We start from the raw sequence: 24,134 nt of genomic DNA, 5'->3' as shown, positions 1-24,134 counted from the left end.
ATAAATGCAGATATTAAAAGAGGGGGGATCCCCTTCTTTTAATGTCTAATATGATAAAAAATTGGAAAAAAATAAACATCATAAAAATTACTTAAAAAATGAAAAAAATTAGATAAAGTACTTGAGTTTTGGCTTAATATAATATAAAATATTATGGTATGTAGTTGACATGCGATGAAGCAAGAGGTTGCTTATTAAAAAATTAATAAGGGAATTTTTGCGGAGAATGTCCGGCTTAGACTCGGGCGACAAGGGATAGCTGTGCACAAAAAACCACAAAACACCCGGTTAAGTGTATCGGCGCTCGTTGTCGCATGTAAATCAAAACATGCGATAGTAAGGAGGGAATTTTAATGTCAAACAAACAAAAAATAAGAATCAGATTAAAAGCTTATGATCATGAAATTCTTGATGTGTCAGCACAAAAAATTGTGGAAACTGCAAAAAGAACAGGAGCAAATGTTTCAGGCCCAATTCCACTACCAACTGAAAAACAAATCATAACAATACTAAGAGCTGTTCACAAGTATAAGGATTCTAGAGAGCAGTTTGAGCAAAGAACTCATAAGAGATTAATCGATATCTTAAATCCTACACCAAAAACAGTAGATTCATTAATGAAACTTAATCTACCAGCAGGTGTAGACATTGAAATTAAATTATAAGAATACAAGTAGAGAATTAAAATAAATACACTCTGCTTAGTATGATTGCACGAAAGTGTAATCCGCTGTAAGATTTCAGGAGGTGTAAAGATGAAAAGTATATTAGGTAAAAAGATTGGAATGACACAAGTATTTACTGAGGAAGGAATAGTAATTCCGGTTACAGTAATCGAAGTTGGTCCAATAAAAGTTGTTCAGAAAAAAACCGTAGAAAAAGACGGTTACAATGCAATCCAAGTAGGCTATGGTGATGTTAAAGAAAAAAGAGTTAATAAACCATTAAAAGGCCACTTTGAAAAGGCAAGTACAGAAGCTAAAAGATATTTAAAAGAAATTAGAGTTGATGATATAGATGCTTATGAAATAGGCCAAGAAATAAAAGCTGATGTATTCTCAGCAGGAGATAGAGTAGATGCAACTGGAATATCTAAGGGTAAGGGATTCCAAGGTGCTATTAAGAGACATAACCAAGGTAGAGGACCTATGTCACACGGTTCTAAATATCATAGAGGAATAGGTTCAATGGGTGGTTCAGCTACTCCATCGAGAATATTTAAGGGCAAGAAAATGCCTGGTCACATGGGACATGAGAGAGTAACAGTACAAAACCTAGAAGTTATAAGAGTAGATGCAGAGAAGAACTTCATATTAGTTAAAGGTGCTGTTCCAGGACCAAAAGGCGGACTAATTACAATAAAAGAATCTGTAAAGGCTTCAAAGTAAGTTCTTAGGAAAGGAGGAAGTTAGATGCCAAAGGTAGCTTTATATAATGTATCAGGCCAACAAATTGGTGATATAGAGTTAAGCGATGCGGTATTTGGAGTTGAAGTAAACCAACACGTTTTATACGAAGCTGTAAAGAACCAGCTTGCAAATAAAAGACAAGGTACTCAATCAGCTAAAACAAGAGCAGAAGTAAGAGGTGGAGGAAGAAAACCTTGGAGACAAAAAGGAACAGGTAGAGCTCGTCAAGGAAGCATAAGAGCACCTCAATGGATAGGTGGTGGAGTAGTATTTGCTCCAAAACCAAGAGATTATAGCTATGCTATTCCTAAAAAGGTTAAGAGATTAGCTATGAAGAGCGCATTAAGCTCAAAGGTTGAAAACAAAGAAATTATTGTATTAGATGAATTAAATCTAACTCAACCTAAAACAAAAGATATGGTAAATATCTTAAAGAACATAAATTCTAGCAAAAAGGCATTAATCGTTATGGCTGAAAAGAATGAAAATGTAATTAAGTCAGCAAGAAATATACCAGGAGTTCAAACTAGCTTAACAAATACTCTTAATGTATATGACATTCTTAAATACGATTCATTCATCATAACTAAGGATGCTGTTAAAAAAGTGGAGGAGGTGTATGCATAATGCGTAATCCACACGACATCATAAGAAAACCAGTAGTAACAGAAAGAAGTATGAATGATATGGCAGAAGGTAAATATACCTTTGTTGTAGATAAAAAAGCCAATAAAACGGAAATCAAAAATGCTATTGAAAAGATTTTTGGAGTAAAGGTTGAAAAGGTAAACACTATGCTTATGGAAGGTAAAGTGAAAAGACAAGGAATTCATGAGGGTAAAAGACCGGATTGGAAAAAAGCAATTGTTACCCTTACTAAAGATAGTAAAGGCATAGAGTTCTTTGAAGGCATGTAATTCTTAATTGCAAGTAAGAGGAGGGAAATAAATGGGTATCAAGAAATACAAAGCGACTTCGCCTGCAATTAGACAAATGACTGTTTCAACATTTGAAGAAATAACAAAAAAAGAGCCTGAAAAGTCATTAGTTGTAAGCTTAAATAGACAAGCGGGAAGAAACGCCCACGGAAAGATTACAGTTAGACACAGAGGCGGCGGAGCTAAAAGAAAATATAGAATAATTGATTTCAAAAGAAATAAAGATGGCATACCTGGAAAGGTAGCTGCAATAGAGTATGATCCAAACAGAACAGCAAACATTGCATTAATAAACTATGCTGATGGAGAGAAAAGATATATAATTGCTCCACTTGGTTTAAAAGTTGGAGATGTAATAGAATCAGGTCCAGATGCAGATATTAAAGTAGGTAATGCACTACCATTAGGAAATATACCAGTAGGTACAATAATCCATAATATAGAATTAAAAGCTGGAAAAGGCGGACAGCTAGTTAGATCAGCTGGAAACGAAGCACAGCTTATGGGTAAAGAAGGAAACTATGCTACTGTTAAACTACCATCTGGTGAATTTAGACTAATTAGAGTAGAATGTAGAGCAACAATAGGTCAAGTAGGAAACATAGACCATGAAAATATAACAGTAGGTAAAGCTGGAAGAAAGAGACACATGGGCTTTAGACCAACAGTTAGAGGTAGCGTTATGAACCCTAACGATCACCCACACGGTGGTGGTGAAGGAAGAACAGGTATAGGTAGACCATCTCCTGTAACACCATGGGGTAAACCAGCATTAGGATACAAGACTCGTAAGAAAAACAAAAAATCAAATCAATATATCGTTAGAGCGAGAAAGAAATAATCTTCTTAAATTGATTAATCGGCCTCGGCTTATGCTTATAAAAGAACAAATAATATCGCATTGGGAGGAGGAACTTAAATGGGTAGATCCCTTAAAAAAGGACCATTTTGCGACGATCATTTACTAAAAAAAGTTGAAGAATTAAATGCTAAAAATGAAAAGAAAGTTATTAAGACATGGTCACGTCGTTCAACTATATTTCCGCAAATGATAGGACACACTATAGCTGTACATGATGGAAGAAAACATGTACCAGTATATATAACAGAAGACATGGTAGGTCACAAGCTAGGTGAATTTGCTCCTACTAGAACATTTAAAGGACACGCAGGTTCAGAAAAAACAACATCAGTTAGAAAGTAAGTAAGAAGGAGGGAACTTCGAGTGGAAGCTAGAGCTATCGCCAAATATATTCGTATTGCACCAAGAAAGGTGAACTTAGTGGCTGCTGAAATAAGAGGCAAGAACGTTGATGAAGCACTTGCTATCTTAAAATTCACACCTAAGAGAGGCGCTAAAGAGTTAGAGAAAGTTCTTAGTTCAGCTATTGCAAATGCTGAAAATAATTTTGATATGGATAGAGAAAAACTATATGTGCACGAAGCTTACGGTAATCAAGGACCTACGCTAAAGAGATGGAGACCGAGATCACAAGGTAGAGCGTATCCAATTCTAAAAAGAACAAGTCACATTGGAATCGTACTAAGAGAGAGAGAATAGAAAAGGAGGGATAAACAGATGGGTCAAAAAGTTAATCCACATGGATTGAGAGTAGGTATAATAAAAGATTGGGATTCAAAATGGTATGCTGATAGTAGACAGTTCGGAGATCTTCTAGTAGAAGATAATAAAATACGTGAGTTTGTAAAAAAACAATTGTTTACTTCTGGAATATCAAGAATTGAAATAGAAAGAGCAGCTAATAGAGTTAAAGTTACTGTAAACACTGCTAAACCAGGTATGGTTATAGGTAAAGGCGGTCAAGGAGTAGAAGAGCTAAGAAAAAATCTAGAGAAGTTAACTAAGAAAAATGTAACTGTGAACGTTGAAGAAATAAAAGTTCCTGAGTTAGACGCACAATTAGTTGCTGAAAATATTGCAAGCCAACTTGAGCGAAGAGTATCTTTTAGAAGAGCTATGAAGCAAGCTATTCAAAGAACTATGAGATCAGGAGCAAAGGGAATTAAAACAGCTGTATCTGGAAGACTTGGTGGTGCAGATATGGCTAGAACAGAAGGATATAGTGAAGGAACAATACCTCTTCAAACTTTAAGAGCAGATATAAGCTATGGATTTGCAGAAGCTGACACAACATATGGAAAGCTAGGTGTTAAAGTTTGGATATACAAGGGTGAGGTTCTTCCTACTGCAAAGGTAGAACAAAAAGAAGAGGTTGCTGAGAAATAAAGTAGTGTAGGAAGGAGGAAGTTAATATGTTAATGCCTAAAAGAGTAAAACGCCGTAGAGTACAAAGAGGAAGAATGACAGGTAAAGCTACTCGAGGCAATAAGATTTCTTACGGTGAATATGGATTGCAAGCATTAGAACCAGCTTGGATTTCATCCAATCAAATAGAAGCAGCAAGAAGAGCGATGACAAGATATGTTAAGAGGGGCGGTAAGATCTGGATAAAAATATTTCCGGATAAGCCAATAACTCAAAAACCTGCTGAAACTCGTATGGGTTCTGGTAAAGGTTCACCAGAATACTGGGTAGCAGTAGTTAAACCAGGAAGAGTATTATTCGAAATGGCAGGAGTTCCAGAAGAAACTGCTAGAGAGGCAATGAGACTAGCGGCACATAAATTACCGATTAAAACTAAATTTGTCACTCGACAAGATGTAATTGAAGAGGGTGGTGAAGCTAATGAAAGCTAATGAAATTCGTCAAATGACTGCTCAAGAACTTGATAACAAACTTAACGATTTAAAGGCTGAACTGTTTAATTTAAGATTTCAATTAGCTACAGGACAGCTTGATAACCCAATGAGAATTAAATCTGTTAGAAAAGATATTGCGCGTGTTAAGACAATAATAAGAGAAAGAGAAATAAAACAGATTAACGCATAGCTTAACGGGAAAGGAGGGCCAACCTAATGGAAAGAGGTAATAGGAAGGTTAGAATAGGTCGAGTTGTTAGCGACAAAATGGATAAGACAATAGTAGTTGCCATTGAAACATTTGTAGCACATCCTTTATACGGAAAAATGGTTAAAAGAACTACAAAATTTAAAGCACATGATGAAAACAATGAATGCCGAATAGGCGATAAAGTTAAGATAATGGAAACTAGACCATTAAGTAGAGAAAAAAGATGGAGACTAGTTGAGATAATAGAGAAAGCAAAATAATCCTTGGTATCGACGAAAGGAGGGTAATAAATGTTACAACAAGAATCACGTATGAAAGTCGGAGATAATTCTGGAGCTAAAGAATTATTGATTATAAAAGTTTTAGGTGGAACACGTAGAAAATATGCTAACATAGGCGATGTAGTAGTAGCTACTGTTAAAAGTGCAACACCAGGTGGTGTTGTTAAAAAAGGAGATATAGTTAAGGCTGTAATCGTTAGAAGTAAAAAAGGTGTTAGAAGACAAGACGGAAGCTACATTAAATTTGATGAGAATGCAGCTGTTATAATAAAAGATGATAAATCACCAATAGGTACTCGTATTTTCGGACCAGTTACAAGAGAATTAAGAGAAGGTAACTTCATGAAGATAATATCACTAGCACCTGAAGTGTTATAAGAGGAGGTGTAGACAATGCATGTTAAAAAAGGTGACACAGTAGTAGTTATTTCAGGTAAAGATAAAGGAAAAAAAGGAAAAATTCTTACTGCTATGCCAAAGGAAGATAGAGTAATTGTAGAAGGTGTAAATATGCTTACAAAGCATCAAAAACCAAAGGGACAAATGCAACCAGGTGGAATAATACACCAAGAAGGACCAATTCATGTGTCAAACGTGATGTTATACTGTAATAAAGATAAGACAGGCGTTAGAGTTGGATATAAAGTTTTAGAAAACGGTGATAAAGTAAGAGTCTGCAAAAAATGTGGTGAAGTTTTATAATAAGCTACAGTTGAAGGGAGGTTTACAAAATGGCAACACGCCTTAGAGATAAATATAAAAATGAAGTTATTCCAGCATTAATGGAAAAATTTAAATACGATAATATAATGGAAGTTCCTAAGCTTGAAAAAATAGTTATAAATATGGGGCTTGGAGAAGCGAGAGATAACCCAAAATTGTTAGAATCAGCTGTAGAAGAGCTAGGTATTATATCAGGACAAAAACCAATAGTAACTAGAGCAAAGAAATCTGTAGCAAACTTTAAAGTTCGTGAAGGTATGCCAGTTGGTTCAAAGGTTACTCTAAGAGGAGATAAGATGTATGAGTTCCTTGACAAGCTAATGAATATAGCACTACCAAGAGTTAGGGACTTTAGAGGAGTATCAAGTACATCTTTTGATGGTAGAGGAAATTATGCTTTAGGAATTAAAGAACAGCTAATATTCCCTGAAATAGAATATGATAAGGTTGATTCAATAAAAGGAATGGATATAATCGTAGTTACAACAGCTAAAACTGATGAGGAAGCGAAAGAGTTCTTAGCACTTATGGGAATGCCCTTTAGAAAGTAAAAGAGGAGGCGAAAAAGAGTGGCTAAAAAATCAATGATAGTTAAACAAAGCAGAAAGCAGAAATTCAGCTCCAGGGAATATAACAGATGCAAGATTTGTGGAAGACCACATGCTTACCTAAGAAAGTTCGGAGTTTGCCGTATTTGCTTCAGAGAACTAGCTTACAAGGGACAGATTCCTGGAGTAAAAAAAGCGAGCTGGTAATAGATTGTTAAAATGGAAGGAGGTAGACTCGAATGGTGATGACTGATCCAATTGCAGATATGCTTACAAGAATAAGAAACGGAAATAATGCAAAACATGAGACTGTGGATATCCCAGCTTCAAATATGAAGAAATCAATAGCTAACATCCTTTTAGAAGAAGGTTTTATAAAAGGATTTGATGTAATAGAAGATGGAAAACAAGGTATTCTAAGAATACAACTTAAATATGGAAAAGATAATGAGAAAATAATTTCTGGTATTAAAAGAATATCTAAACCAGGTTTAAGGGTTTATGTAAAAAGTGATGAGATACCTAGAGTATTGGGCGGACTAGGAATAGCAGTTCTTTCAACATCAAAAGGTATTGTAACAGATAAAATAGCAAGAAAAGAAGGCGTAGGCGGAGAAGTAATCTGCTACATTTGGTAATAGATAAAAGACTGATTTAATGGAAAAGGAGGTATAAGTCATGTCAAGGATAGGTTTAAAGCCGATAACTATACCAAGTGGCGTAGAAGTAAAAATTGATGCAAACAACTATGTAGTAGTTAAAGGCGCAAAAGGAAAACTTGAACAACAGCTTGATAAAGAGATTAAAATTAATATAGAAGATAATGTGATTCATTTGTCTCGTCCAACAGAACAAAAGAGACACAAATCACTACACGGCTTAACAAGAACATTATTATTTAATATGATCGAAGGGGTTACTAATGGGTATACTAGAAGCCTTGAGATCATAGGAACAGGTTATCGTGCTCAAAAACAAGGTAAAAAGCTAGTACTTAACCTAGGATTTTCTCATCCAGTTGAAATGGAGGATCCAGAAGGTATAGAAGTAGAGGTACCAGCACCTAACAAGATAATTGTTAAGGGTATAGATAAGCAACAGGTTGGAAACTATGCTGCAGTTATTAGAGACTGGAGAAGACCAGAGCCTTATAAAGGTAAAGGTATAAGATATGAAGGCGAAAATGTAAGACGCAAGGAAGGAAAGACAGGTAAGTAGGAAAGGAGTGAAAACAGGTGCTTAAAAAAGTAAATAGTAATGTAAAAAGACAAAAAAGGCATTTAAGAATCAGAAAGACTGTAACTGGAACTCCTGAGAGACCAAGATTAAATGTGTATAGAAGTTTAAATCACATATATGCGCAAATAATCGATGACAAAGCAGGAAGAACTTTAGTGTCTGCTTCTACACTCGATAAAGAACTAAAAGGAAAGCTAGGGGAGACTGGCAACAAAGAGGCTGCTAAGGCTGTTGGAAAACTAGTAGCAGAAAAAGCTCTAGCAAAAGGCATCGAAGAAGTTATATTTGATAGAGGCGGATATATTTATCACGGAAGAGTTAAGGAACTTGCAGAAGGAGCAAGAGAAGGCGGATTAAAGTTCTAAATGAAGGAGGGAAAATAATGCAACATGGTCGTATAGATGCTAACGAATTAGATTTACAAGAAAGAGTTGTTAGTATAAATCGTGTAACTAAGGTTGTTAAAGGTGGTAGAAACTTTAGATTTAGTGCACTAGTAGTAGTAGGAGATGAAAATGGGCATGTAGGAGTAGGTATGGCTAAGGCCCAAGAGGTTCCAGAAGCTATTAGAAAAGCAGTACAAGATGCTAAAAAACATTTAATAGCAGTACCAACAGTAGGTACAACAATTCCTCATGAAACAGTAGGAGAGTTTGGAGCAGGAAAGGTGTTACTAAAGCCAGCTTCAGAAGGTACTGGAGTTATAGCTGGAGGTCCTGTACGTGCAGTTATTGAGCTTGCAGGTATTAGAGACCTAAGAGGTAAATCCTTAGGTTCCAATAATCCTAGAAACATGGTAAATGCAACTATGGAAGCTCTAAAACAACTTAAGAGAGCAGAAGATGTTGCTAGACTTAGAGGAAAAACTGTTGAAGAGTTATTAGGTTAGGGGGGAAATACCTTGGCTAAAATTCAAATTAAACTAATAAAGAGCCCAATCGGTAGGATAGAGGCTCACAAAAGAACTATACAGGCCTTAGGACTTAAGAAAATAGGTCAAATAGTAGAAAAAGAAGATACTCCTCAAATTAGAGGTATGATAGAAAAAGTTAATTATATGGTTGAAGTTATTGAGTAGAACTTTTTGATAAGAGGAGGTGCAACCATGAAACTACATGAATTAAGACCAAATCAAGGTGGCGGCAGCAGAAAGACTAAAAGATTAGGTAGAGGTACTGGTTCAGGTCAAGGAAAAACTGCTGGTAGAGGACAAAAAGGACAAAAATCTCGTTCAGGCGGTGGAGTAAGACCAGGTTTTGAAGGTGGACAGATGCCATTATATAGAAGATTACCTAAGAGAGGTTTTACAAATATATTTGCTAAAACATACGCAATAGTTAACCTTGATGATTTAAATATATTTGAAGATAATGTAGAAGTAACACCTGAACTTCTTATTCAAGCAGGCATCATCAAAAAGCTTGAAGATGGAGTTAAAATACTTGGTGATGGTGAATTAAACAAAAAATTAACTGTTAAAGCCCACAAATTCAGCAAATCAGCTGCTGAAAAAATAGTGGCTAATGGGGGAAAGGTAGAGGTGATCTAAAATGCTATCCACTTTAAGGAACGCATGGAAAATTCCTGATTTAAGGAAGAAAATATTATTCACATTTGCCATGCTTGTAGTGTTTAGATTAGGCTCTAGTATTCCAGTACCTGGAATAGACAGGACTGTTATAGATTCTATGTTTGCTGCTAGCTCTGGGGGAATGCTAGATTTTCTAAACTTAATGGCTGGGGGAGCTTTTAAAGATTTTACGATTTTTGCTCTTAATATTTACCCATATGTAACTGCTTCAATTATTATACAGTTATTGACAATTGCTATTCCAAGCTTAGAAGCTCTAGCAAAAGAAGGCGAAGAAGGAAGAAAGAAAATCGCTGAGTACACTAGATATGGTACAATTATCCTTGCTCTAGTCCAAGCAATTGGTATTAGTGTTGGATTTTTTAACAGAGCTCTTATTAGTAAAGAATTTCTACCAGTAGCAGTAATTGTTTTAGTATTAACTGCTGGAACAGCATTTTTAATGTGGCTAGGAGAGCTTATTACTGAAAAAGGTATTGGAAATGGTATTTCTCTTATTATATTTGTCGGTATCATTTCAAGAGCGCCTGGCGCATTAATCAATATGTTTAAATTAGTATTGGCAGGAGAAAAAGTTTTAGAAATAATTGGGTTCTTAATAGTAGCCTTAGTTATAATAGTTGGTGTTATAGCTATACAAGAGGGTACTAGAAAGATACCTGTTCAATATGCTAAAAGAGTTGTAGGAAGAAAGATGTATGGTGGCCAAAGCACACATATTCCTATAAAAGTGTTGATGGCAGGAGTAATTCCTGTAATCTTCTCTACATCATTACTACAATTTCCCCAAATTTTAGCAATGTTCTTAAATCCTAACGGTAAATTTGCAGCTTTCATTACAAATTACTTTACATTAAATGGTGCTGTTGGAGCATGGATATATTCCATACTAAATATATTACTAATAATTTTCTTCACATATTTCTATACAGCAGTACAGTTTAATCCAGTTGAGTATGCAAATAACCTAAAAGAACATGGTGGATTTATACCTGGAATTAGACCAGGAAGACCAACTTCAGATTACCTAAGTAAAGTTATTTCAAGAGTGACGTTTGCTGGCGCAGTAGCTTTAGCAATCATAGCAACATTGCCAGTAGTACTTGAAGCTATTATAAAGCTAAACATCCACTTTGGTGGTACAGGGATATTAATTGTTGTGGGTGTTTGTCTAGAGACTATGAAGCAAATAGAAGCTCAAATGATGATGAGACACTACAAAGGATTCTTAAAATAGTATATTATAAATACAACCTTTGGAGATGATATTATTGAGACTTATTCTACTAGGACCACCTGGTGCAGGTAAGGGAACACAGGCGGTTAATATAGTAAAAAAATACAACATACCACATATTTCAACAGGTGATATGTTCAGAAAAAATATAAAAGAAGGTACTGATTTAGGTGTTAAAGCAAAGGAATATATAGATAAAGGATTGCTAGTACCTGATGAATTAACAGTAGCTATCGTTAAGGATAGATTGTCAGAAAAAGACTGCCAAGAAGGCTTCTTGCTAGATGGTTTCCCAAGAACTGTCAATCAAGCTGATGCCTTAGATACTGAACTAAAAAACTTAAGCTATGAATTAGACCACGTTATAAACATAGACGTAGAAAAAGAGGAGCTAATTGACAGGGCAGTTGGAAGAAGAGTATGTAAAGACTGTGGAGCAACATACCACATTAAGTTTAATCCACCAAAGAAAGAAAATATGTGCGATGTTTGTGGTGGAGAGCTTATTCAAAGAAAAGATGATACTGTAGAAACAGTGACAAAAAGAATCGAAGTATATTTAGAACAAACTGAGCCTCTAATAGATTACTATGGGAAAAAAGGAATACTAATTAACATAGATGGAAAACAAGATATTGATAAAGTATTCGAAGACATAGTAGCATCTTTAGGGAGAGAGTAATAATGATTATTTTAAAAAGTGATAGAGAAATAGAATTAATGTCAAAAGCGGGAAGGCTTGTTGCTGAGACACATGCCTTTCTCCAAGGCATGATTAAGCCTGGAGTGACTACTAAGGAATTAGATGAAGCGGCAGAAGATTTTATTAGAAGTCGCGGTGCATTACCTGCTTTTAAAGGTTATAACGGTTTTCCAGGAAGCATTTGTGCTTCTATTAATGAGGTAGTAGTTCATGGTATTCCTGGATTAAACAAGTTAAAAGATGGCGATATTATAAGTATAGATATCGGGACGATAGTTGATGGATATTATGGAGATGGAGCTAAGACTTATCCTGTAGGCACAATTTCAGAAAAAGATATGAAGCTAATAGAAGTGACAAAACAATCTTTTTATGAAGGTCTAAAATATGCTAAAGTAGGCAATAGATTATCCGATATCTCTCATGCAATACAAAAGTACGTCGAAAGTAATGGTTTTTCAGTAGTTAGAGACTTTGTAGGACATGGGATAGGTCAGAGAATGCATGAGGACCCACAGATACCAAACTTTGGACTACCAGGAAAAGGGCCTCGACTAAAAGCGGGAATGGTGCTAGCTATAGAACCTATGGTTAATGCAGGCACTTACCATGTAAAAGTACTAAGTGACAACTGGACAGTAGTTACGATAGATGGCAAGAAGTCTGCGCATTATGAGCATACAATAGCCATAACAAATGATGAGCCATTGATCTTAACTAGAGTTTAATTCCATCGAAGAGGTGAATTACATGGAAACCACTAGTGATATACATTTAGGTCAGGTGGTTAGATCTAAGGCAGGAAGAGATAAAGGAAAAGTCTTTGTCGTATTAGATATTGTTGACAATGAGTATGTGTTAATAGTTGATGGAGACTATAGGAGATTAGATGCTCCTAAGAAGAAAAAGATAAAGCACTTAATAGTCTATAAGGCTATTATAGAAGACCTTAACGAGAAATTAAGGACTAAACAAAAGATAAATAACGCATATATCAGAAAGGCTTTAGATCCATTTAATAAAGAGATATAATACCTATTGAACAGGAGGTTCGATTACCTAATGTCTAGAGAAGATGTTATTGAGGTAGAAGGGACCGTAGCAGAAGCTCTACCAAACGCCATGTTTAAGGTAAAACTAGAAAATGGCCATGAAATACTAGCTCACATTTCTGGGAAACTCAGAATGAATTTCATAAGGATTTTACCAGGAGATAAAGTAACTATAGAATTATCACCTTATGATTTGACAAGAGGTAGAATTACATGGCGTAATAAGTAGCAAGGAGGGTTTACGGTGAAAGTAAGACCATCAGTTAAAAAGATTTGTGAAAAATGCCAAATCATCAGAAGAAAAGGCAAAGTTATGGTGATCTGCGAAAATCCAAGACATAAGCAGAAACAAGGCTAAAAAAAGCTAGTTAAATTGTCTATTTTTTAGTATAATATTTTAGTTGATACAAGTTATCATTGCGGCTGCTTAAAATATATTTACTTTCAGATTTCAAAAGCAAATAGTACAGTTAAGTAACTTTACTAGAATGCATAGTTTTAGGAGGTGTAAACTTTAATGGCTAGAATCGCCGGTGTTGACTTACCAAGAGATAAAAGGGTAGAAATAGGACTAACATATATATATGGAATCGGAAGAGCTAGATCAAATGAAATACTAGCTAAAGCCGGTGTTAATCCTGATACCAGAGTAAAGGATTTAACAGAATCAGAAGTTAATGAACTAAGAACTGTTATAGACACATATATGGTTGAAGGTGACCTTAGAAGAGAAGTCTCTCTTAACATTAAGAGATTAAGAGAAATTGGATGTTATAGAGGAATAAGACATAGAAGAGGTCTACCAGTAAGAGGACAAAATACTAAGAATAATGCTAGAACTAGAAAAGGTCCTAAGAAGCTTGCAGCGAAAAAAGGTAAAAAGTAATAGTAAAGGAGGGACTTTGATTGGTAGCTAAAAAAGGTGCAAAAACACGTGTAAAAAGAAGAGAACGTAAAAATATTGAAAGAGGTCAAGCACATATTAGATCAACTTTCAATAATACAATAGTTACATTATCAGATTCTAATGGAAATGTATTATCATGGGCTAGTGCTGGACAATTAGGATTTAAAGGTTCAAGAAAATCCACTCCATTTGCAGCTCAAATGGCTGCTGAAGAAGCAGCAAAAAAAGCTATGGAACATGGACTTAAAACTGTAGAAGTGTTCGTTAAAGGACCGGGAGCTGGTAGAGAAGCAGCGATCAGATCATTACAAGCAACTGGACTTGAAGTTAGTATGATTAAGGATACAACTCCAGTACCACATAACGGTTGTAGACCACCAAAACGTAGAAGAGTCTAGTGAATTGATATAGGAGGTGCACAAGAATGGCAAGATACACTGGTCCTGTTTGTAGACTTTGCCGTAGAGAAGGACAAAAGCTCTACTTAAAAGGAGATAAATGTTTTACTGACAAATGTCCAGTAACAAGAAGAAATTATGCTCCTGGACAGCATGGTCAAGGCAGGAAAAAATTATCTAACTATGGTATGCAATTAAGAGAAAAACAAAAAGTTCGTAGATACTATGGTATATCAGAAACACAAATGAGAAAATACTTTGGTATGGCAGAAAAAACAGTAGGAATTACAGGTGAAAACCTATTAAAGATACTAGAATCTAGACTAGATAACGTAGTATATAGACTAGGATTAGCAGCATCAAGACCTGAAGCAAGACAACTTGTTACTCATGGTCACTTTAGAGTAAACGGTAAAAAGGTTGACATCCCTTCATATTTAATTTCAGTTGGCGATACTATAGAAGTTAAAGAAGGAAGCAAGTCATCACCAAGATTTAAGGAACTTCAAGAGGGATTCCAAGGGAATGTAGTGGCTTGGCTACAAATGGACATTGAAAATATGTTAGGCAAGGTTGTTTCAGAGCCATCTAGAGAAGATATCGATCTACCAATACAAGAGCACTTAATTGTAGAGCTATATTCTAAATAATAACTATTAGAATCAGTTACCCTCAAGATATCCTAATAAAGATTATGAGGAGGGTCAAGTGTAAATGATAGAAATAGAAAAACCAAAAATAGAGATTGTTGACATAAATGAAGACAACACTTATGGTAAGTTTGTTGTTGAACCGCTAGAAAGAGGATATGGAACTACTCTAGGAAATTCATTAAGGAGAATTTTACTATCATCATTACCAGGTGCTGCTGTTTCTTCTATAAAGATTCAGGGAGTACTACATGAATTCTCTACTATACCTGGGGTATTAGAAGATGTTTCAGAGATAATACTAAACATTAAAAATATTGCTGCCATAATGCACGCAGATGAGCCTGTAATGCTAAAAATTGAAGCAGAAGGACCAAGAGAGATTACGGCAGGCGATATTATTACAGGTAGTGATGTTGAGATACTAAATAGAGACCTTCATATAGCTACTCTTGAAGATGATGCGAAGCTATATATGGAACTTGAAATGACAAGAGGGAGAGGTTATGTTCCTGCTGAAAGAAATAAGAAGGAAAACCAGCCAATAGGAGTTCTCCCTATAGACTCTATTTATACTCCTGTTAAGAAAGTGAACTTTAAAGTTGAAAATACAAGGGTAGGGCAGATTACTGATTATGATAAATTAACTCTTGAGGTGTGGACAGATGGCACAATAAAGCCTGATGAAGCAACTTCTCTAGGTGCTAAAATCCTTAACGAGCACTTAAATCTATTTATTACGTTAACAGATCATGTTAATGATGTAGAAATAATGGTTGAAAAAGAAGAAGATAGGAAAGAAAAAGTTCTAGAGATGACTATAGAAGAGCTAGACCTTTCTGTGAGATCTTATAACTGCTTAAAGAGAGCGGGAATCAATACTGTTGAGGAATTAACACAGAAGAGTGAAGAAGATATGATGAAGGTAAGAAACCTCGGAAAAAAATCCCTTGAAGAAGTTCAACAAAAACTTGCAGAATTAGGATTAAGTTTAAAGAATAGTGATGAGTAATACCAGCTTAAAGGAGGGATAAGGATGGCTAAGCTAAGAAAATTAGGACGCCCTACTGATCACAGAAAAGCAATGCTTAGAAATCTTGTTACAAGCCTACTTAGAAATGGCAAGATAGAAACAACTGAAACAAGAGCAAAAGAAACTAAGAGAATGGCAGAAAAAATGATTACTCTAGCAAAAAGAGGAGACTTGCATGCTAGACGTCAAGTTTTAGCATATGTGTATGATGAAACAGTAGTCAAAAACTTATTTGATGAAATAGCACCAAAATATGCAGATAGAAATGGTGGTTATACAAGGATTCTAAAACTTGGACCACGTAGAGGCGACGCTGCAGAAATAGTAATATTAGAATTAGTATAAAGTGTTATAGGGATTAAGTTAGGGTATTATAAACTTAGTCCCTTTTTACTTATTGATTAAGAAAATGTAATATAAATATTGGGCTAGTGTATATTTCTATTATATTTTCAAATTATCTTAATATCTTTACTCTGATGAAAATTGATTATTTATTCCTTACTTGCGGTATGATATAATATAGAATTGTTGGAAACAATAGAGATTTGTTGAACAATATGTAAACATGTGTTAGACTAAAGAGGTACATAATGCGTATTTGGAGAGGGATTTAGATGAGTGATACAATGATAAAGATAGATAATGTAACATATGAATACACAACAGCAGAAGACAAGGAATTTGCGGCTCTAAAGGATGTAAGCCTTGAAATTAAAAAAGGAGAATTTTTAGTTATTCTTGGACACAATGGTTCAGGAAAATCTACACTTGCAAAATTGATGAATGCACTACTATTGCCTACAAAGGGTAATGTATACGTAAATGGTATGAATACTAATGACTATAATAAAATATGGGACATTAGACAAACAGCAGGAATGGTCTTTCAAAATCCAGATAATCAATTAGTAGCCACCATAGTAGAAGAGGATGTAGCATTTGGACCAGAAAATCAAGGAATAGACCCTAAAGAAATAAGAAGAAGAGTAGATGAGGCACTTGATATTGTAGAAATGGGACACTACAAAAAACACGCTCCTCACTTGCTGTCAGGTGGACAGAAACAGAGAATAGCTATAGCAGGAATACTAGCAATGAATCCAGACTGTATAGTATTAGATGAGCCTACTGCCATGTTAGATCCCTCAGGAAGAAAAGAAGTAATGAATACTATACAAAAGCTAAATAGAGAAGAAAAAAAGACAATTGTTCATATTACACACTATATGGATGAGGCAGTGAACGCAGATAGAATAATAGTTATGGAAGAGGGACAAGTGGTATTAGAAGGAACACCAAAACAGGTTTTCAGTCAAGTTGAAAAGCTAAAGAAGCTAGGCCTTGATGTACCACAGGTTACAGAGTTAGTATATGAGCTTAGAAAAGAAGGAGTTAACCTTCCAGCAGACATATTAACAGTAGATGAATTGGTGGGATTACTATGTCAATAAAAATAGAAAACTTAACTTTTATATATAACGAAAATACGCCTTTTGAATCTAAGGCTTTAGATAATATAAATCTTGAGATTAATGAGGGTGAGTTTGTGGGGTTAATTGGGCATACAGGCTCGGGAAAATCTACATTAATTCAGCATTTAAACGGACTTATTAAGCCTACATCAGGCAAGATCACAATAGGAGATGTAGACATAACCTCAAAAGGTGTTAGTTTAAAAGCCATACGTCAAAAGGTAGGCCTTGTATTTCAATATCCAGAGCACCAACTATTTGAAGAAACAGTATATAAGGATATTGCATTTGGACCAATTAATTTAGGATTGCCACAAGAAGAAGTAGATAGAAGAGTGAAAGAAGCAATGGAGCTTGTAGGCTTAGACTTTGAAGCAGTTAGTGAAAGATCTCCATTTGAGCTTAGTGGTGGACAGAAGAGAAGAGTAGCCATAGCAGGGGTACTAGCAATGAAGCCTGAAGTTTTAGTGCTAGACGAGCCAACAGCAGGACTTGACCCTAAAGGAAGAGATGATATACTAGGACAAATCCAAAATCTATATGAGAAAAACAAGATGACTATAATATTAGTATCCCATAGTATGGAGGATATAGCTCGTTTAGTGAATAAAATTATTGTGATGCATAAAAGCAAAGTAGCCATGGTAGGCTCACCAAGGGAAGTGTTTAGAAGAGCTGATGAATTAGAAGGACTTGGCTTAGGAGCGCCTCAGATAACATATTTTATGAAGGCATTTAAGAATAAAGGGATTGATGTTAAAGAAGATGTACTTACAGTGGAAGAGGCAAGGGAAGAAATATTAAAGTATTTAAGGAGAAGTGGAAATGCTTAAGAATATAACCATAGGTCAATATTTTCCAGGTGATACAATTATTCATAGACTAGACCCTAGAGTAAAGCTACTAGCCACCTTTGCATTTATTATAGCCTTATTCTTTATAAATAGCTTTTATCCATATATCCTTGTGGTAGCTTTTATTCTAGTAGCGATAAAATTATCAAAGGTTCCACTTAACTATGTATTAAAGGGATTAAAGCCTTTAATTTTGATAATTTCTATTACTTTTTTAATTAACCTATTTATGACAAAGGGTGAAATACTATTTGAAATTGGGCCATTAGATGTAACAAAAGAGGGACTAATACAGGCTACATTTATGGCCTTAAGGCTAATATTCTTAGTCATGGGAACCTCACTACTGACTCTTACAACATCACCAATTTCATTAACTGACGGAATAGAAAGTTTACTAAAGCCACTAAGTAAAGTAGGTGTACCAGCCCATGAGCTGGCTATGATGATGACTATAGCACTTAGATTTATACCTACGTTATTAGAAGAGACGGATAAGATTATGAAGGCTCAAATGGCGAGAGGAGCGGATTTCGAAAGTGGAAACATAATGAATAGAGCAAAGAGCCTGGTTCCACTATTAGTGCCACTTTTTGTAAGTGCTTTTAGACGTGCTGATGAGCTAGCTATGGCGATGGAGGCAAGATGCTATAGAGGCGGAGAAAACAGAACTAGAATGAAGGAATTAAAGTTTGAGAAGTTAGATTTCATAGCACTCAGTATAACCGCAGTTTTTGTAGCAATAATAATCACATATAGGTATATATAGAAGGGATAAGTTATGAGAAATATAAAGCTCATAATAGAATATGACGGGACAAATTATTTTGGTTGGCAAAAACAGCCTAATCAAGCTACTATACAAGAAACACTAGAAGACTCTATCAAAAAAGTAACTAAAGAAGATGTTAATATCATTGGGTCCGGCAGAACTGATAGGGGAGTTCATGCTAGGGGACAAGTGGCTAACTTTTTTACTGATTCTAGAATACCTAGTGAAAAGTTCAAAGATGCCATAAACGCTAATCTACCTAAAGACATAGCAATAAGTCATTCGGAAGAGGTGGACAGCGCTTTTCATTCAAGGTATAGTGCCAAGGGAAAAGAATATAGATATCTTATATATAATAGAAGAGTTCCAAGTCCACTACTTAGAAACCTTGCATATCATGTGCCCCAAAAGCTAGATTTTAACATAATGCGTAAGTCAGCCACAGATATAGTTGGGACACATGACTTTAGGTCATTTATGGCTTCTGGAAGCTCAGTAGAGGATACCACTAGAACAGTATATAGTGTGCAGTTAGATAAAAACTACGAACTGATAGAGTTTAGAATAAATGGAAATGGTTTTTTATATAATATGGTTAGGATCGTAGTAGGTACACTAGTAGATATAGGTATGGGAAAGATATGTAGTAGTTCTATTCCAGAAATCATATTATCTAGAGAAAGAAAAAATGCAGGTCACACTGCACCTCCACATGGTCTGTACTTAGAAAGGGTGCTTTATTAGACACTGCATAAACTACTTGTAGGAAATTAGAGATTTTGGCAATCTGCTTAAGAAATAATTTTCCGATTTATTGAAAATGACTTGACACACGTGGTAGGTTGTATTAAAATATAAAGGTATGTTAGCATAAAAAATCCACTAGCCCCGGATTTTTATATAAATACATTCAACTCATCGGTTTTTAAGGAGGGAAATAGATGAAAAGTTTTATTGCAAAGCCTAATGAAATTGAAAGAAAATGGTATGTTATTGACGCTGAAGGAAAAACACTAGGAAGACTTAGTTCTGAAATTGCAAGCATATTAAGAGGAAAACATAAACCTATATACACACCTCATGTTGATACAGGAGACTATGTAATAGTAATTAATGCTGAAAAAGTTGTTATGACTGGAAAGAAATTAGAACAAAAAGCATATAGATACCATACAGGGTATCCAGGTGGACTTAAAGAAATTCCATACAGCACTTTAATTGAAAAGAACCCAGAAAAGATAATTAGTTTAGCAGTTAAAGGCATGCTACCTAAGAATTCTTTAGGAAGAGCTATGTTCAAGAAATTAAAAGTATACAAAGGTTCAGAACATAAACATGAAGCTCAAAAACCTGAAGTTTATGAAATATAGTTCAGGAAGGGAGGATACTATAAATGGCTAAGGTTCAATACTACGGTACAGGTAGAAGGAAAAAATCAATAGCAAGAGTAAGATTAGTTCCAGGAAGTGGGAACATAACTATAAATAAAAGAGATCTAGAAGAATACTTTGATTATGATACATTAAAAGTATTAGTTAAAGAGCCCCTTACTATAACAGATACATTAGATAAATATGATGTATTAGTTACAGTAAATGGTGGTGGATTTACTGGTCAAGCAGGAGCAATAAGACACGGAATATCTAGAGCTCTAACTAAGGCTGATGACGAGCTAAGACCAATACTTAAAAAAGCTGGCTTCTTAACAAGAGACCCAAGAATGAAAGAAAGAAAGAAATATGGTCTTAAGAAAGCTAGAAGAGCATCACAATTTTCAAAGAGATAATTGGTGTTTCATTACACTCGAGTTTGTTCAAACTTACAAAGTTTGTTTGCGAGTTTACAAAACCGTCATTGGTTTAAATACCTTTGGCGGTTTTTTTGTGTTCAAAATAGATATAGAAATAAATAAAAATATGCTAAACGGACGTAGTTGTAATCCCTCGAAAGCAAGTAGAATTCCGATGTTTAGGTGGTTTCGATATTTCCTCCCGTAGGTTATACCCTGCGTATGAATACTCATTACCTTCCACGAGCAAACTTTGTCATTCTTCACTGCTCACGAGCAAACTCGCTTGTCATTTTCTCATTTTTTATATATTTTTTTATATTTTTTAAGGTAATAAAACCCGCGAGCAAACTTTGTCTCTCAAAGTAACTTATGGGCGAGAAGCATTGCAACCACTCGCTTACCAGACGAGCAAACTTTGTCACTACGTGAGCAAACTTATTTGTAACTGAACATTTGGTGTTTATTTACACACGAGTTTGTTTACAATTACAAAGTTTGCTTATCGCAATCGCCAACCGTCAGGGGGGTTCATTCCCTTTGGCGGTTTTTATTTTTGAAAATTATTGATAATAATGATATTATGATATTATGCAGTAAATGGAATAAATATCGAATCGAATCAACAAAAGGGGGTAATCTTTTGAAAAGAACAACCAGTACAATAATTTCAGTTCTGATATTAATTTTGCTACTTTCATCCTGCTCCTCTAAAAATGTAGTTGATATTGCTTCCTTGAATGGTTTTGGTGGAAATAAGGAGGAAAGCCCAGATATTACAATTCAATCGCCAATGACATTGTCGAATAATGATTTATTCCCTATTAATGGAGAACATCAATATTTGAGAGTAAAAATGGTCAAAGGCAAATATTATGAAGATTGGACTCCAGGAGCATATATGGGCACTATATGGGAGGGCTATTTTATTATAGAATTGTCAGATGAAGCAGGTAATGTTATAAGCCAATTTGATTTAAGTAAAATATTTAAAGAGCCTTTGATTTTTAATACTTTATTTGAAATTCAATTTGACGATTATAATAGCGATGAAGATATAGATTTTACAATAGGTCAGTATGCATCCAGTAATGGCAGAGATTATAAGTTGCTTACAATAAGGAAGGATGGGAAAATAGAAGAACTGCCTATTGAAGGTTATTCTTCGTTGTTTATAAGTGATACCACAGGTTTTTACTCTACAAAACTTACAAAGATAGATAATATTACATTTAAAATAGAGTATTATGATAATACAAAAGACAAAAATCTTGAAGATTTTTTTAAGTGGGATGGAAATAAATTTATTAAAAATTAAATTGAAAAAAGTATTTCGCATTCTTCATAATATGCGACCATATTTCAAATTAATAGGGACTATATTGTGTAGTTATTTATTACATAATAAATTGTTCATTGTTTCTTTACACACGAGTTTGTTTAGAATTACAAAGTTTGCTTATCGCAATCGCCAACCGTCAGGGGGGTTCATTCCCTTTGGCGGTTTTTTTGTGTTCAAAAATAGATATAGAAATAAATAAAAATATGAAATCCGGACGCAGTTTTAATCCCTCGTAAGCCTGTATAATTCGTATGTGTAGGTGGTTTCGATATTTCCTCCCGTAGGTTATACCCTGCGTATCACTGTCCTAATTTTTCCACGAGCAAACTTTGTCATTCTTCACTGCTCACGAGCAAACTCGCTTGTCATTTTCTCATTTTTTATCTCTTTTTTTCTATTTTTTAAGTAAATGCAACCCACGAACAATCTTTGTCACTCAAAGTAACTTATGGGCGATAGGCCTTGCAACTACTCGCTTACCAGCCGAGCAAACATTGTCAGTGGATGAGCAAACTCGTGTGTAACTGGACAATTGGTGTCGACTTACAAGAAAGTCGGTTCAAAATTACAAAGTTTGTTCACGAAAGATACAGAGCGTCAGACTGGGAAACCAATCTGGCGTTTTTTATTCGTTAGGAAAGTGTTACTTTTTTATAACGGAATAGTGGTATTTTGGGAGCTACGTACCAGGGTGACATTCCTTCTGGTACTCAAGTATAGATGTCATTGGTTATAACAATATATTCAAAGAGATCTTTGCTGTTAGTGCTAATATAACCTTAGCTATAATATAGAAAAACCTATTATGCAGTGGCCTGAAATATAAACAATCCGTCCTTGATTGAAAATTGGTATATGCCACCGTGTTTTTCCACGATATGAGCCATACTTTTGGTGCCGTAGCCATGCCCCTGTTCATTTGATACAGGAAGCCCCTGATGGAATACGGGCTCTGTCTGGTAGCTGTTGCGAATGTCAATGCAAAGCTTGCTATTTTTTGAATACATACGAAGCTTGATATAGCGCTTACTGATGTCGGCTATATTTTGGCAGGCATGTATGGCGTTTTCCAAAGCGTTCGACAATAATGAACAAAGTTCGGTGTCTGTGAAGGTCAGCAAGTTAGGTAGCTTCACGTCTACAGTTAAAGTGATTTCCCACTGCTTTGCTTTGGCAGCGAAAGAGGATATAATCAGATTTACAGTTTCATTTTCGCAAAAGCGCATGGGTGTGATGGCATCCATGTCAGACTGAGCGGTTTTCAGATATTCCTTGATTTCATCTATAAGCCCTTTAGAGGCAAGTCCTTGTAAAAGAGCAAGATGATGGCGCATATCGTGTCTATAGGCTACACCATACTGTTGAATCTGTCGTAATGATTCAAGTTCTGTTTTTGCTTGCCTAAGCTGCGTATCCAACATGTCCCTCTCTCTTTGAAAATCAGCCTGTTTTTGAGTTTCAATGTAATAAAGGATGACAAACACAAAATAGAAAACAGATATTGTAGAGGGCATGAACTGCACCGCCCATTCTGCGCCGCTGTATAACACATTAGTATAGATGGCAGTAACGTAATCGAAAATATAGTAAAAAAGTGGTACACCACCTAACAGTAGGCAGGATTTTGGAGATTTAATCATAAGCTGTCGAACAGATTTGACTACATATCTTTTCAGGAGATAATAAGCCAGAAATACAGTGATAATATAAAAAACGTGGTCTGCGATTTTGCTGTCAAAAGCTGCTCCAGCAAGGAAGCCTATCCAGCGTGGCACTTGACAGCATAGATAACCGGTAAGTACGCTAATAGCAGATATGTGCCATGGGCATTTAAAATATAGGGATAAAATAACTATCATCGGAAGATGGATGATTAATGGATATAATTTTGATGTCAAATCCAAGCCTAAAATCCACCAGCTGACGAACTGAACAAAAAGAAAATATATACAGATGAAGCTAATGATAAACTTGTTCTTTCGTGTAGATTTTATTCCTGATAAAAGAACCGATATCACCACTCCAAAGAGCAGAGAAAATCCAAAACGTATTAGTCCAATAACAGTTACTATCATTCTTTAGTATCCCCTTTCATTCGCTTATCTACCTCCATTTCTCAATTTTTATTTTAACATAAAATTAGATATTCAACACTATGTTGAAGTCGAAAAATTGTGTTTCATGTCAAAAAAACCATGTTTCATGCAGCAGAAGTTTTTTTAGGAAAGTTTATGATAGGCTTAATACAGGGAAAGGTTCTC

The 24,134-nt window shown here is 35.1% G+C and carries 40 protein-coding genes; 39 read left to right on the top strand and 1 reads right to left on the bottom strand.

Going from position 1 to position 24,134, the window contains the following annotated elements; genetic code table 11:
* Positions 1 to 353: 353 nt before the first annotated feature.
* The 39 genes from rpsJ to DW1_RS12420 all read left to right on the top strand — a co-directional run bounded on the left by rpsJ (position 354) and on the right by DW1_RS12420 (position 21,849).
* Entirely contained in the window at positions 354 to 665 is a 312-nt protein-coding gene (gene rpsJ, locus DW1_RS12610) for a 30S ribosomal protein S10 (RefSeq protein ID WP_074350991.1), read from the top strand.
* A gap of 90 nt (positions 666 to 755) precedes the next feature.
* The gene (gene rplC, locus DW1_RS12605; RefSeq protein ID WP_074350989.1) at positions 756 to 1,388 is read left to right on the top strand and encodes a 50S ribosomal protein L3; all 633 of its coding nucleotides are present in this window, start codon (positions 756 to 758) and stop codon (positions 1,386 to 1,388) included.
* 24 nt (positions 1,389 to 1,412) lie between these two features.
* Entirely contained in the window at positions 1,413 to 2,036 is a 624-nt protein-coding gene (gene rplD, locus DW1_RS12600; RefSeq protein WP_074350987.1) for a 50S ribosomal protein L4, read from the top strand.
* A complete protein-coding gene (gene rplW / locus DW1_RS12595) occupies positions 2,033 to 2,326 on the top strand; it encodes a 50S ribosomal protein L23 (RefSeq protein WP_278335762.1) in 294 nt (97 codons plus the stop codon). The genes rplD and rplW overlap by 4 nt, the downstream gene beginning before the upstream one ends.
* Before the next feature lie 31 nt (positions 2,327 to 2,357).
* Positions 2,358 to 3,188: a 50S ribosomal protein L2 gene (gene rplB, locus DW1_RS12590; protein WP_074350983.1), complete on the top strand. Its 831-nt coding sequence runs from the start codon at positions 2,358 to 2,360 to the stop codon at positions 3,186 to 3,188.
* 78 nt (positions 3,189 to 3,266) lie between these two features.
* Positions 3,267 to 3,551, top strand: a complete 285-nt coding sequence (gene rpsS / locus DW1_RS12585; RefSeq protein ID WP_074350981.1) for a 30S ribosomal protein S19 — start codon at positions 3,267 to 3,269, stop codon at positions 3,549 to 3,551.
* Positions 3,552 to 3,572: 21 nt separating this feature from the next.
* Positions 3,573 to 3,908, top strand: a complete 336-nt coding sequence (rplV, locus tag DW1_RS12580; protein WP_074350979.1) for a 50S ribosomal protein L22 — start codon at positions 3,573 to 3,575, stop codon at positions 3,906 to 3,908.
* An 18-nt stretch (positions 3,909 to 3,926) separates the two neighbouring features.
* A complete protein-coding gene (gene rpsC, locus DW1_RS12575; RefSeq protein ID WP_074350977.1) occupies positions 3,927 to 4,595 on the top strand; it encodes a 30S ribosomal protein S3 in 669 nt (222 codons plus the stop codon).
* 26 nt (positions 4,596 to 4,621) lie between these two features.
* Positions 4,622 to 5,065 (top strand): 50S ribosomal protein L16, encoded by a 444-nt coding sequence (gene rplP / locus DW1_RS12570; protein ID WP_074350975.1) that lies wholly within the window; start codon positions 4,622 to 4,624, stop codon positions 5,063 to 5,065.
* The gene (gene rpmC / locus DW1_RS12565) at positions 5,055 to 5,258 is read left to right on the top strand and encodes a 50S ribosomal protein L29 (protein ID WP_074350974.1); all 204 of its coding nucleotides are present in this window, start codon (positions 5,055 to 5,057) and stop codon (positions 5,256 to 5,258) included. The genes rplP and rpmC overlap by 11 nt, the downstream gene beginning before the upstream one ends.
* Positions 5,259 to 5,284: 26 nt before the next feature.
* Positions 5,285 to 5,539 (top strand): 30S ribosomal protein S17, encoded by a 255-nt coding sequence (rpsQ, locus tag DW1_RS12560; RefSeq protein WP_074350973.1) that lies wholly within the window; start codon positions 5,285 to 5,287, stop codon positions 5,537 to 5,539.
* A gap of 30 nt (positions 5,540 to 5,569) precedes the next feature.
* Entirely contained in the window at positions 5,570 to 5,938 is a 369-nt protein-coding gene (rplN, locus tag DW1_RS12555; RefSeq protein ID WP_074350972.1) for a 50S ribosomal protein L14, read from the top strand.
* A 15-nt stretch (positions 5,939 to 5,953) separates the two neighbouring features.
* Complete coding sequence (gene rplX / locus DW1_RS12550; RefSeq protein WP_074350971.1) at positions 5,954 to 6,262, top strand: 50S ribosomal protein L24; 309 nt, start codon at positions 5,954 to 5,956, stop codon at positions 6,260 to 6,262.
* A gap of 29 nt (positions 6,263 to 6,291) precedes the next feature.
* On the top strand, positions 6,292 to 6,834 hold the full coding sequence (gene rplE, locus DW1_RS12545) for a 50S ribosomal protein L5 (protein WP_074350970.1): 543 nt from the start codon (positions 6,292 to 6,294) through the stop codon (positions 6,832 to 6,834).
* Between the two features lie 18 nt (positions 6,835 to 6,852).
* Complete coding sequence (locus DW1_RS12540; RefSeq protein WP_074350969.1) at positions 6,853 to 7,038, top strand: type Z 30S ribosomal protein S14; 186 nt, start codon at positions 6,853 to 6,855, stop codon at positions 7,036 to 7,038.
* 32 nt (positions 7,039 to 7,070) lie between these two features.
* Positions 7,071 to 7,469 (top strand): 30S ribosomal protein S8, encoded by a 399-nt coding sequence (rpsH, locus tag DW1_RS12535; RefSeq protein WP_074350968.1) that lies wholly within the window; start codon positions 7,071 to 7,073, stop codon positions 7,467 to 7,469.
* Between the two features lie 40 nt (positions 7,470 to 7,509).
* On the top strand, positions 7,510 to 8,049 hold the full coding sequence (rplF, locus tag DW1_RS12530; protein WP_074350967.1) for a 50S ribosomal protein L6: 540 nt from the start codon (positions 7,510 to 7,512) through the stop codon (positions 8,047 to 8,049).
* A gap of 17 nt (positions 8,050 to 8,066) precedes the next feature.
* Complete coding sequence (rplR, locus tag DW1_RS12525) at positions 8,067 to 8,435, top strand: 50S ribosomal protein L18 (protein WP_074350966.1); 369 nt, start codon at positions 8,067 to 8,069, stop codon at positions 8,433 to 8,435.
* Between the two features lie 17 nt (positions 8,436 to 8,452).
* Positions 8,453 to 8,959: a 30S ribosomal protein S5 gene (rpsE, locus tag DW1_RS12520; protein WP_074350965.1), complete on the top strand. Its 507-nt coding sequence runs from the start codon at positions 8,453 to 8,455 to the stop codon at positions 8,957 to 8,959.
* Between the two features lie 12 nt (positions 8,960 to 8,971).
* Entirely contained in the window at positions 8,972 to 9,148 is a 177-nt protein-coding gene (gene rpmD / locus DW1_RS12515) for a 50S ribosomal protein L30 (RefSeq protein WP_074350964.1), read from the top strand.
* Between the two features lie 27 nt (positions 9,149 to 9,175).
* Positions 9,176 to 9,619, top strand: a complete 444-nt coding sequence (gene rplO / locus DW1_RS12510; RefSeq protein WP_074350963.1) for a 50S ribosomal protein L15 — start codon at positions 9,176 to 9,178, stop codon at positions 9,617 to 9,619.
* 1 nt (position 9,620) lies between these two features.
* Entirely contained in the window at positions 9,621 to 10,898 is a 1,278-nt protein-coding gene (gene secY / locus DW1_RS12505) for a preprotein translocase subunit SecY (RefSeq protein WP_074350962.1), read from the top strand.
* Between the two features lie 34 nt (positions 10,899 to 10,932).
* Positions 10,933 to 11,580, top strand: a complete 648-nt coding sequence (locus tag DW1_RS12500; RefSeq protein ID WP_074350961.1) for an adenylate kinase — start codon at positions 10,933 to 10,935, stop codon at positions 11,578 to 11,580.
* Between the two features lie 2 nt (positions 11,581 to 11,582).
* Complete coding sequence (gene map, locus DW1_RS12495; protein ID WP_074350960.1) at positions 11,583 to 12,329, top strand: type I methionyl aminopeptidase; 747 nt, start codon at positions 11,583 to 11,585, stop codon at positions 12,327 to 12,329.
* Positions 12,330 to 12,351: 22 nt separating this feature from the next.
* Entirely contained in the window at positions 12,352 to 12,633 is a 282-nt protein-coding gene (locus tag DW1_RS12490) for a KOW domain-containing RNA-binding protein (protein WP_074350959.1), read from the top strand.
* 30 nt (positions 12,634 to 12,663) lie between these two features.
* Positions 12,664 to 12,882 (top strand): translation initiation factor IF-1, encoded by a 219-nt coding sequence (gene infA / locus DW1_RS12485; protein WP_074350958.1) that lies wholly within the window; start codon positions 12,664 to 12,666, stop codon positions 12,880 to 12,882.
* Between the two features lie 15 nt (positions 12,883 to 12,897).
* Entirely contained in the window at positions 12,898 to 13,011 is a 114-nt protein-coding gene (gene rpmJ / locus DW1_RS12480; RefSeq protein ID WP_041701799.1) for a 50S ribosomal protein L36, read from the top strand.
* Positions 13,012 to 13,170: 159 nt separating this feature from the next.
* The gene (gene rpsM, locus DW1_RS12475) at positions 13,171 to 13,539 is read left to right on the top strand and encodes a 30S ribosomal protein S13 (RefSeq protein WP_074350957.1); all 369 of its coding nucleotides are present in this window, start codon (positions 13,171 to 13,173) and stop codon (positions 13,537 to 13,539) included.
* Between the two features lie 20 nt (positions 13,540 to 13,559).
* Entirely contained in the window at positions 13,560 to 13,958 is a 399-nt protein-coding gene (gene rpsK, locus DW1_RS12470; RefSeq protein WP_074350956.1) for a 30S ribosomal protein S11, read from the top strand.
* Between the two features lie 26 nt (positions 13,959 to 13,984).
* A complete protein-coding gene (rpsD, locus tag DW1_RS12465) occupies positions 13,985 to 14,608 on the top strand; it encodes a 30S ribosomal protein S4 (protein WP_074350955.1) in 624 nt (207 codons plus the stop codon).
* A gap of 64 nt (positions 14,609 to 14,672) precedes the next feature.
* Complete coding sequence (locus DW1_RS12460; protein ID WP_074350954.1) at positions 14,673 to 15,620, top strand: DNA-directed RNA polymerase subunit alpha; 948 nt, start codon at positions 14,673 to 14,675, stop codon at positions 15,618 to 15,620.
* A 24-nt stretch (positions 15,621 to 15,644) separates the two neighbouring features.
* A complete protein-coding gene (gene rplQ, locus DW1_RS12455; RefSeq protein WP_074350953.1) occupies positions 15,645 to 15,986 on the top strand; it encodes a 50S ribosomal protein L17 in 342 nt (113 codons plus the stop codon).
* Between the two features lie 272 nt (positions 15,987 to 16,258).
* The gene (locus DW1_RS12450; RefSeq protein WP_074350952.1) at positions 16,259 to 17,095 is read left to right on the top strand and encodes an energy-coupling factor transporter ATPase; all 837 of its coding nucleotides are present in this window, start codon (positions 16,259 to 16,261) and stop codon (positions 17,093 to 17,095) included.
* Positions 17,086 to 17,949 carry an energy-coupling factor transporter ATPase gene (locus DW1_RS12445; protein ID WP_074350951.1) on the top strand — a complete coding sequence of 288 codons (864 nt, stop codon included), beginning with the start codon at positions 17,086 to 17,088 and terminating at the stop codon, positions 17,947 to 17,949. The genes DW1_RS12450 and DW1_RS12445 overlap by 10 nt, the downstream gene beginning before the upstream one ends.
* Positions 17,942 to 18,739, top strand: a complete 798-nt coding sequence (locus DW1_RS12440) for an energy-coupling factor transporter transmembrane component T family protein (RefSeq protein WP_074350950.1) — start codon at positions 17,942 to 17,944, stop codon at positions 18,737 to 18,739. Before DW1_RS12445 ends, DW1_RS12440 begins: the two co-directional genes overlap by 8 nt.
* A gap of 12 nt (positions 18,740 to 18,751) precedes the next feature.
* Positions 18,752 to 19,486 carry a tRNA pseudouridine(38-40) synthase TruA gene (truA, locus tag DW1_RS12435; RefSeq protein ID WP_074350949.1) on the top strand — a complete coding sequence of 245 codons (735 nt, stop codon included), beginning with the start codon at positions 18,752 to 18,754 and terminating at the stop codon, positions 19,484 to 19,486.
* Between the two features lie 197 nt (positions 19,487 to 19,683).
* The gene (rplM, locus tag DW1_RS12430; RefSeq protein ID WP_074350948.1) at positions 19,684 to 20,112 is read left to right on the top strand and encodes a 50S ribosomal protein L13; all 429 of its coding nucleotides are present in this window, start codon (positions 19,684 to 19,686) and stop codon (positions 20,110 to 20,112) included.
* Positions 20,113 to 20,135: 23 nt separating this feature from the next.
* On the top strand, positions 20,136 to 20,528 hold the full coding sequence (gene rpsI, locus DW1_RS12425; RefSeq protein ID WP_074350947.1) for a 30S ribosomal protein S9: 393 nt from the start codon (positions 20,136 to 20,138) through the stop codon (positions 20,526 to 20,528).
* 646 nt (positions 20,529 to 21,174) lie between these two features.
* Positions 21,175 to 21,849: a hypothetical protein gene (locus DW1_RS12420; RefSeq protein WP_074350946.1), complete on the top strand. Its 675-nt coding sequence runs from the start codon at positions 21,175 to 21,177 to the stop codon at positions 21,847 to 21,849.
* Between the two features lie 827 nt (positions 21,850 to 22,676).
* Here the strand turns inward: DW1_RS12420 and DW1_RS12415 are convergent.
* A complete protein-coding gene (locus tag DW1_RS12415; RefSeq protein ID WP_074350945.1) occupies positions 22,677 to 23,948 on the bottom strand; it encodes a sensor histidine kinase in 1,272 nt (423 codons plus the stop codon).
* Positions 23,949 to 24,134 lie beyond the last annotated feature (186 nt).

This window comes from Proteiniborus sp. DW1 (assembly GCF_900095305.1).
Classification (GTDB): Bacteria; Bacillota; Clostridia; order Tissierellales; family Proteiniboraceae; genus Proteiniborus.
This window is presented reverse-complemented; position numbering and strand designations above follow the sequence as displayed.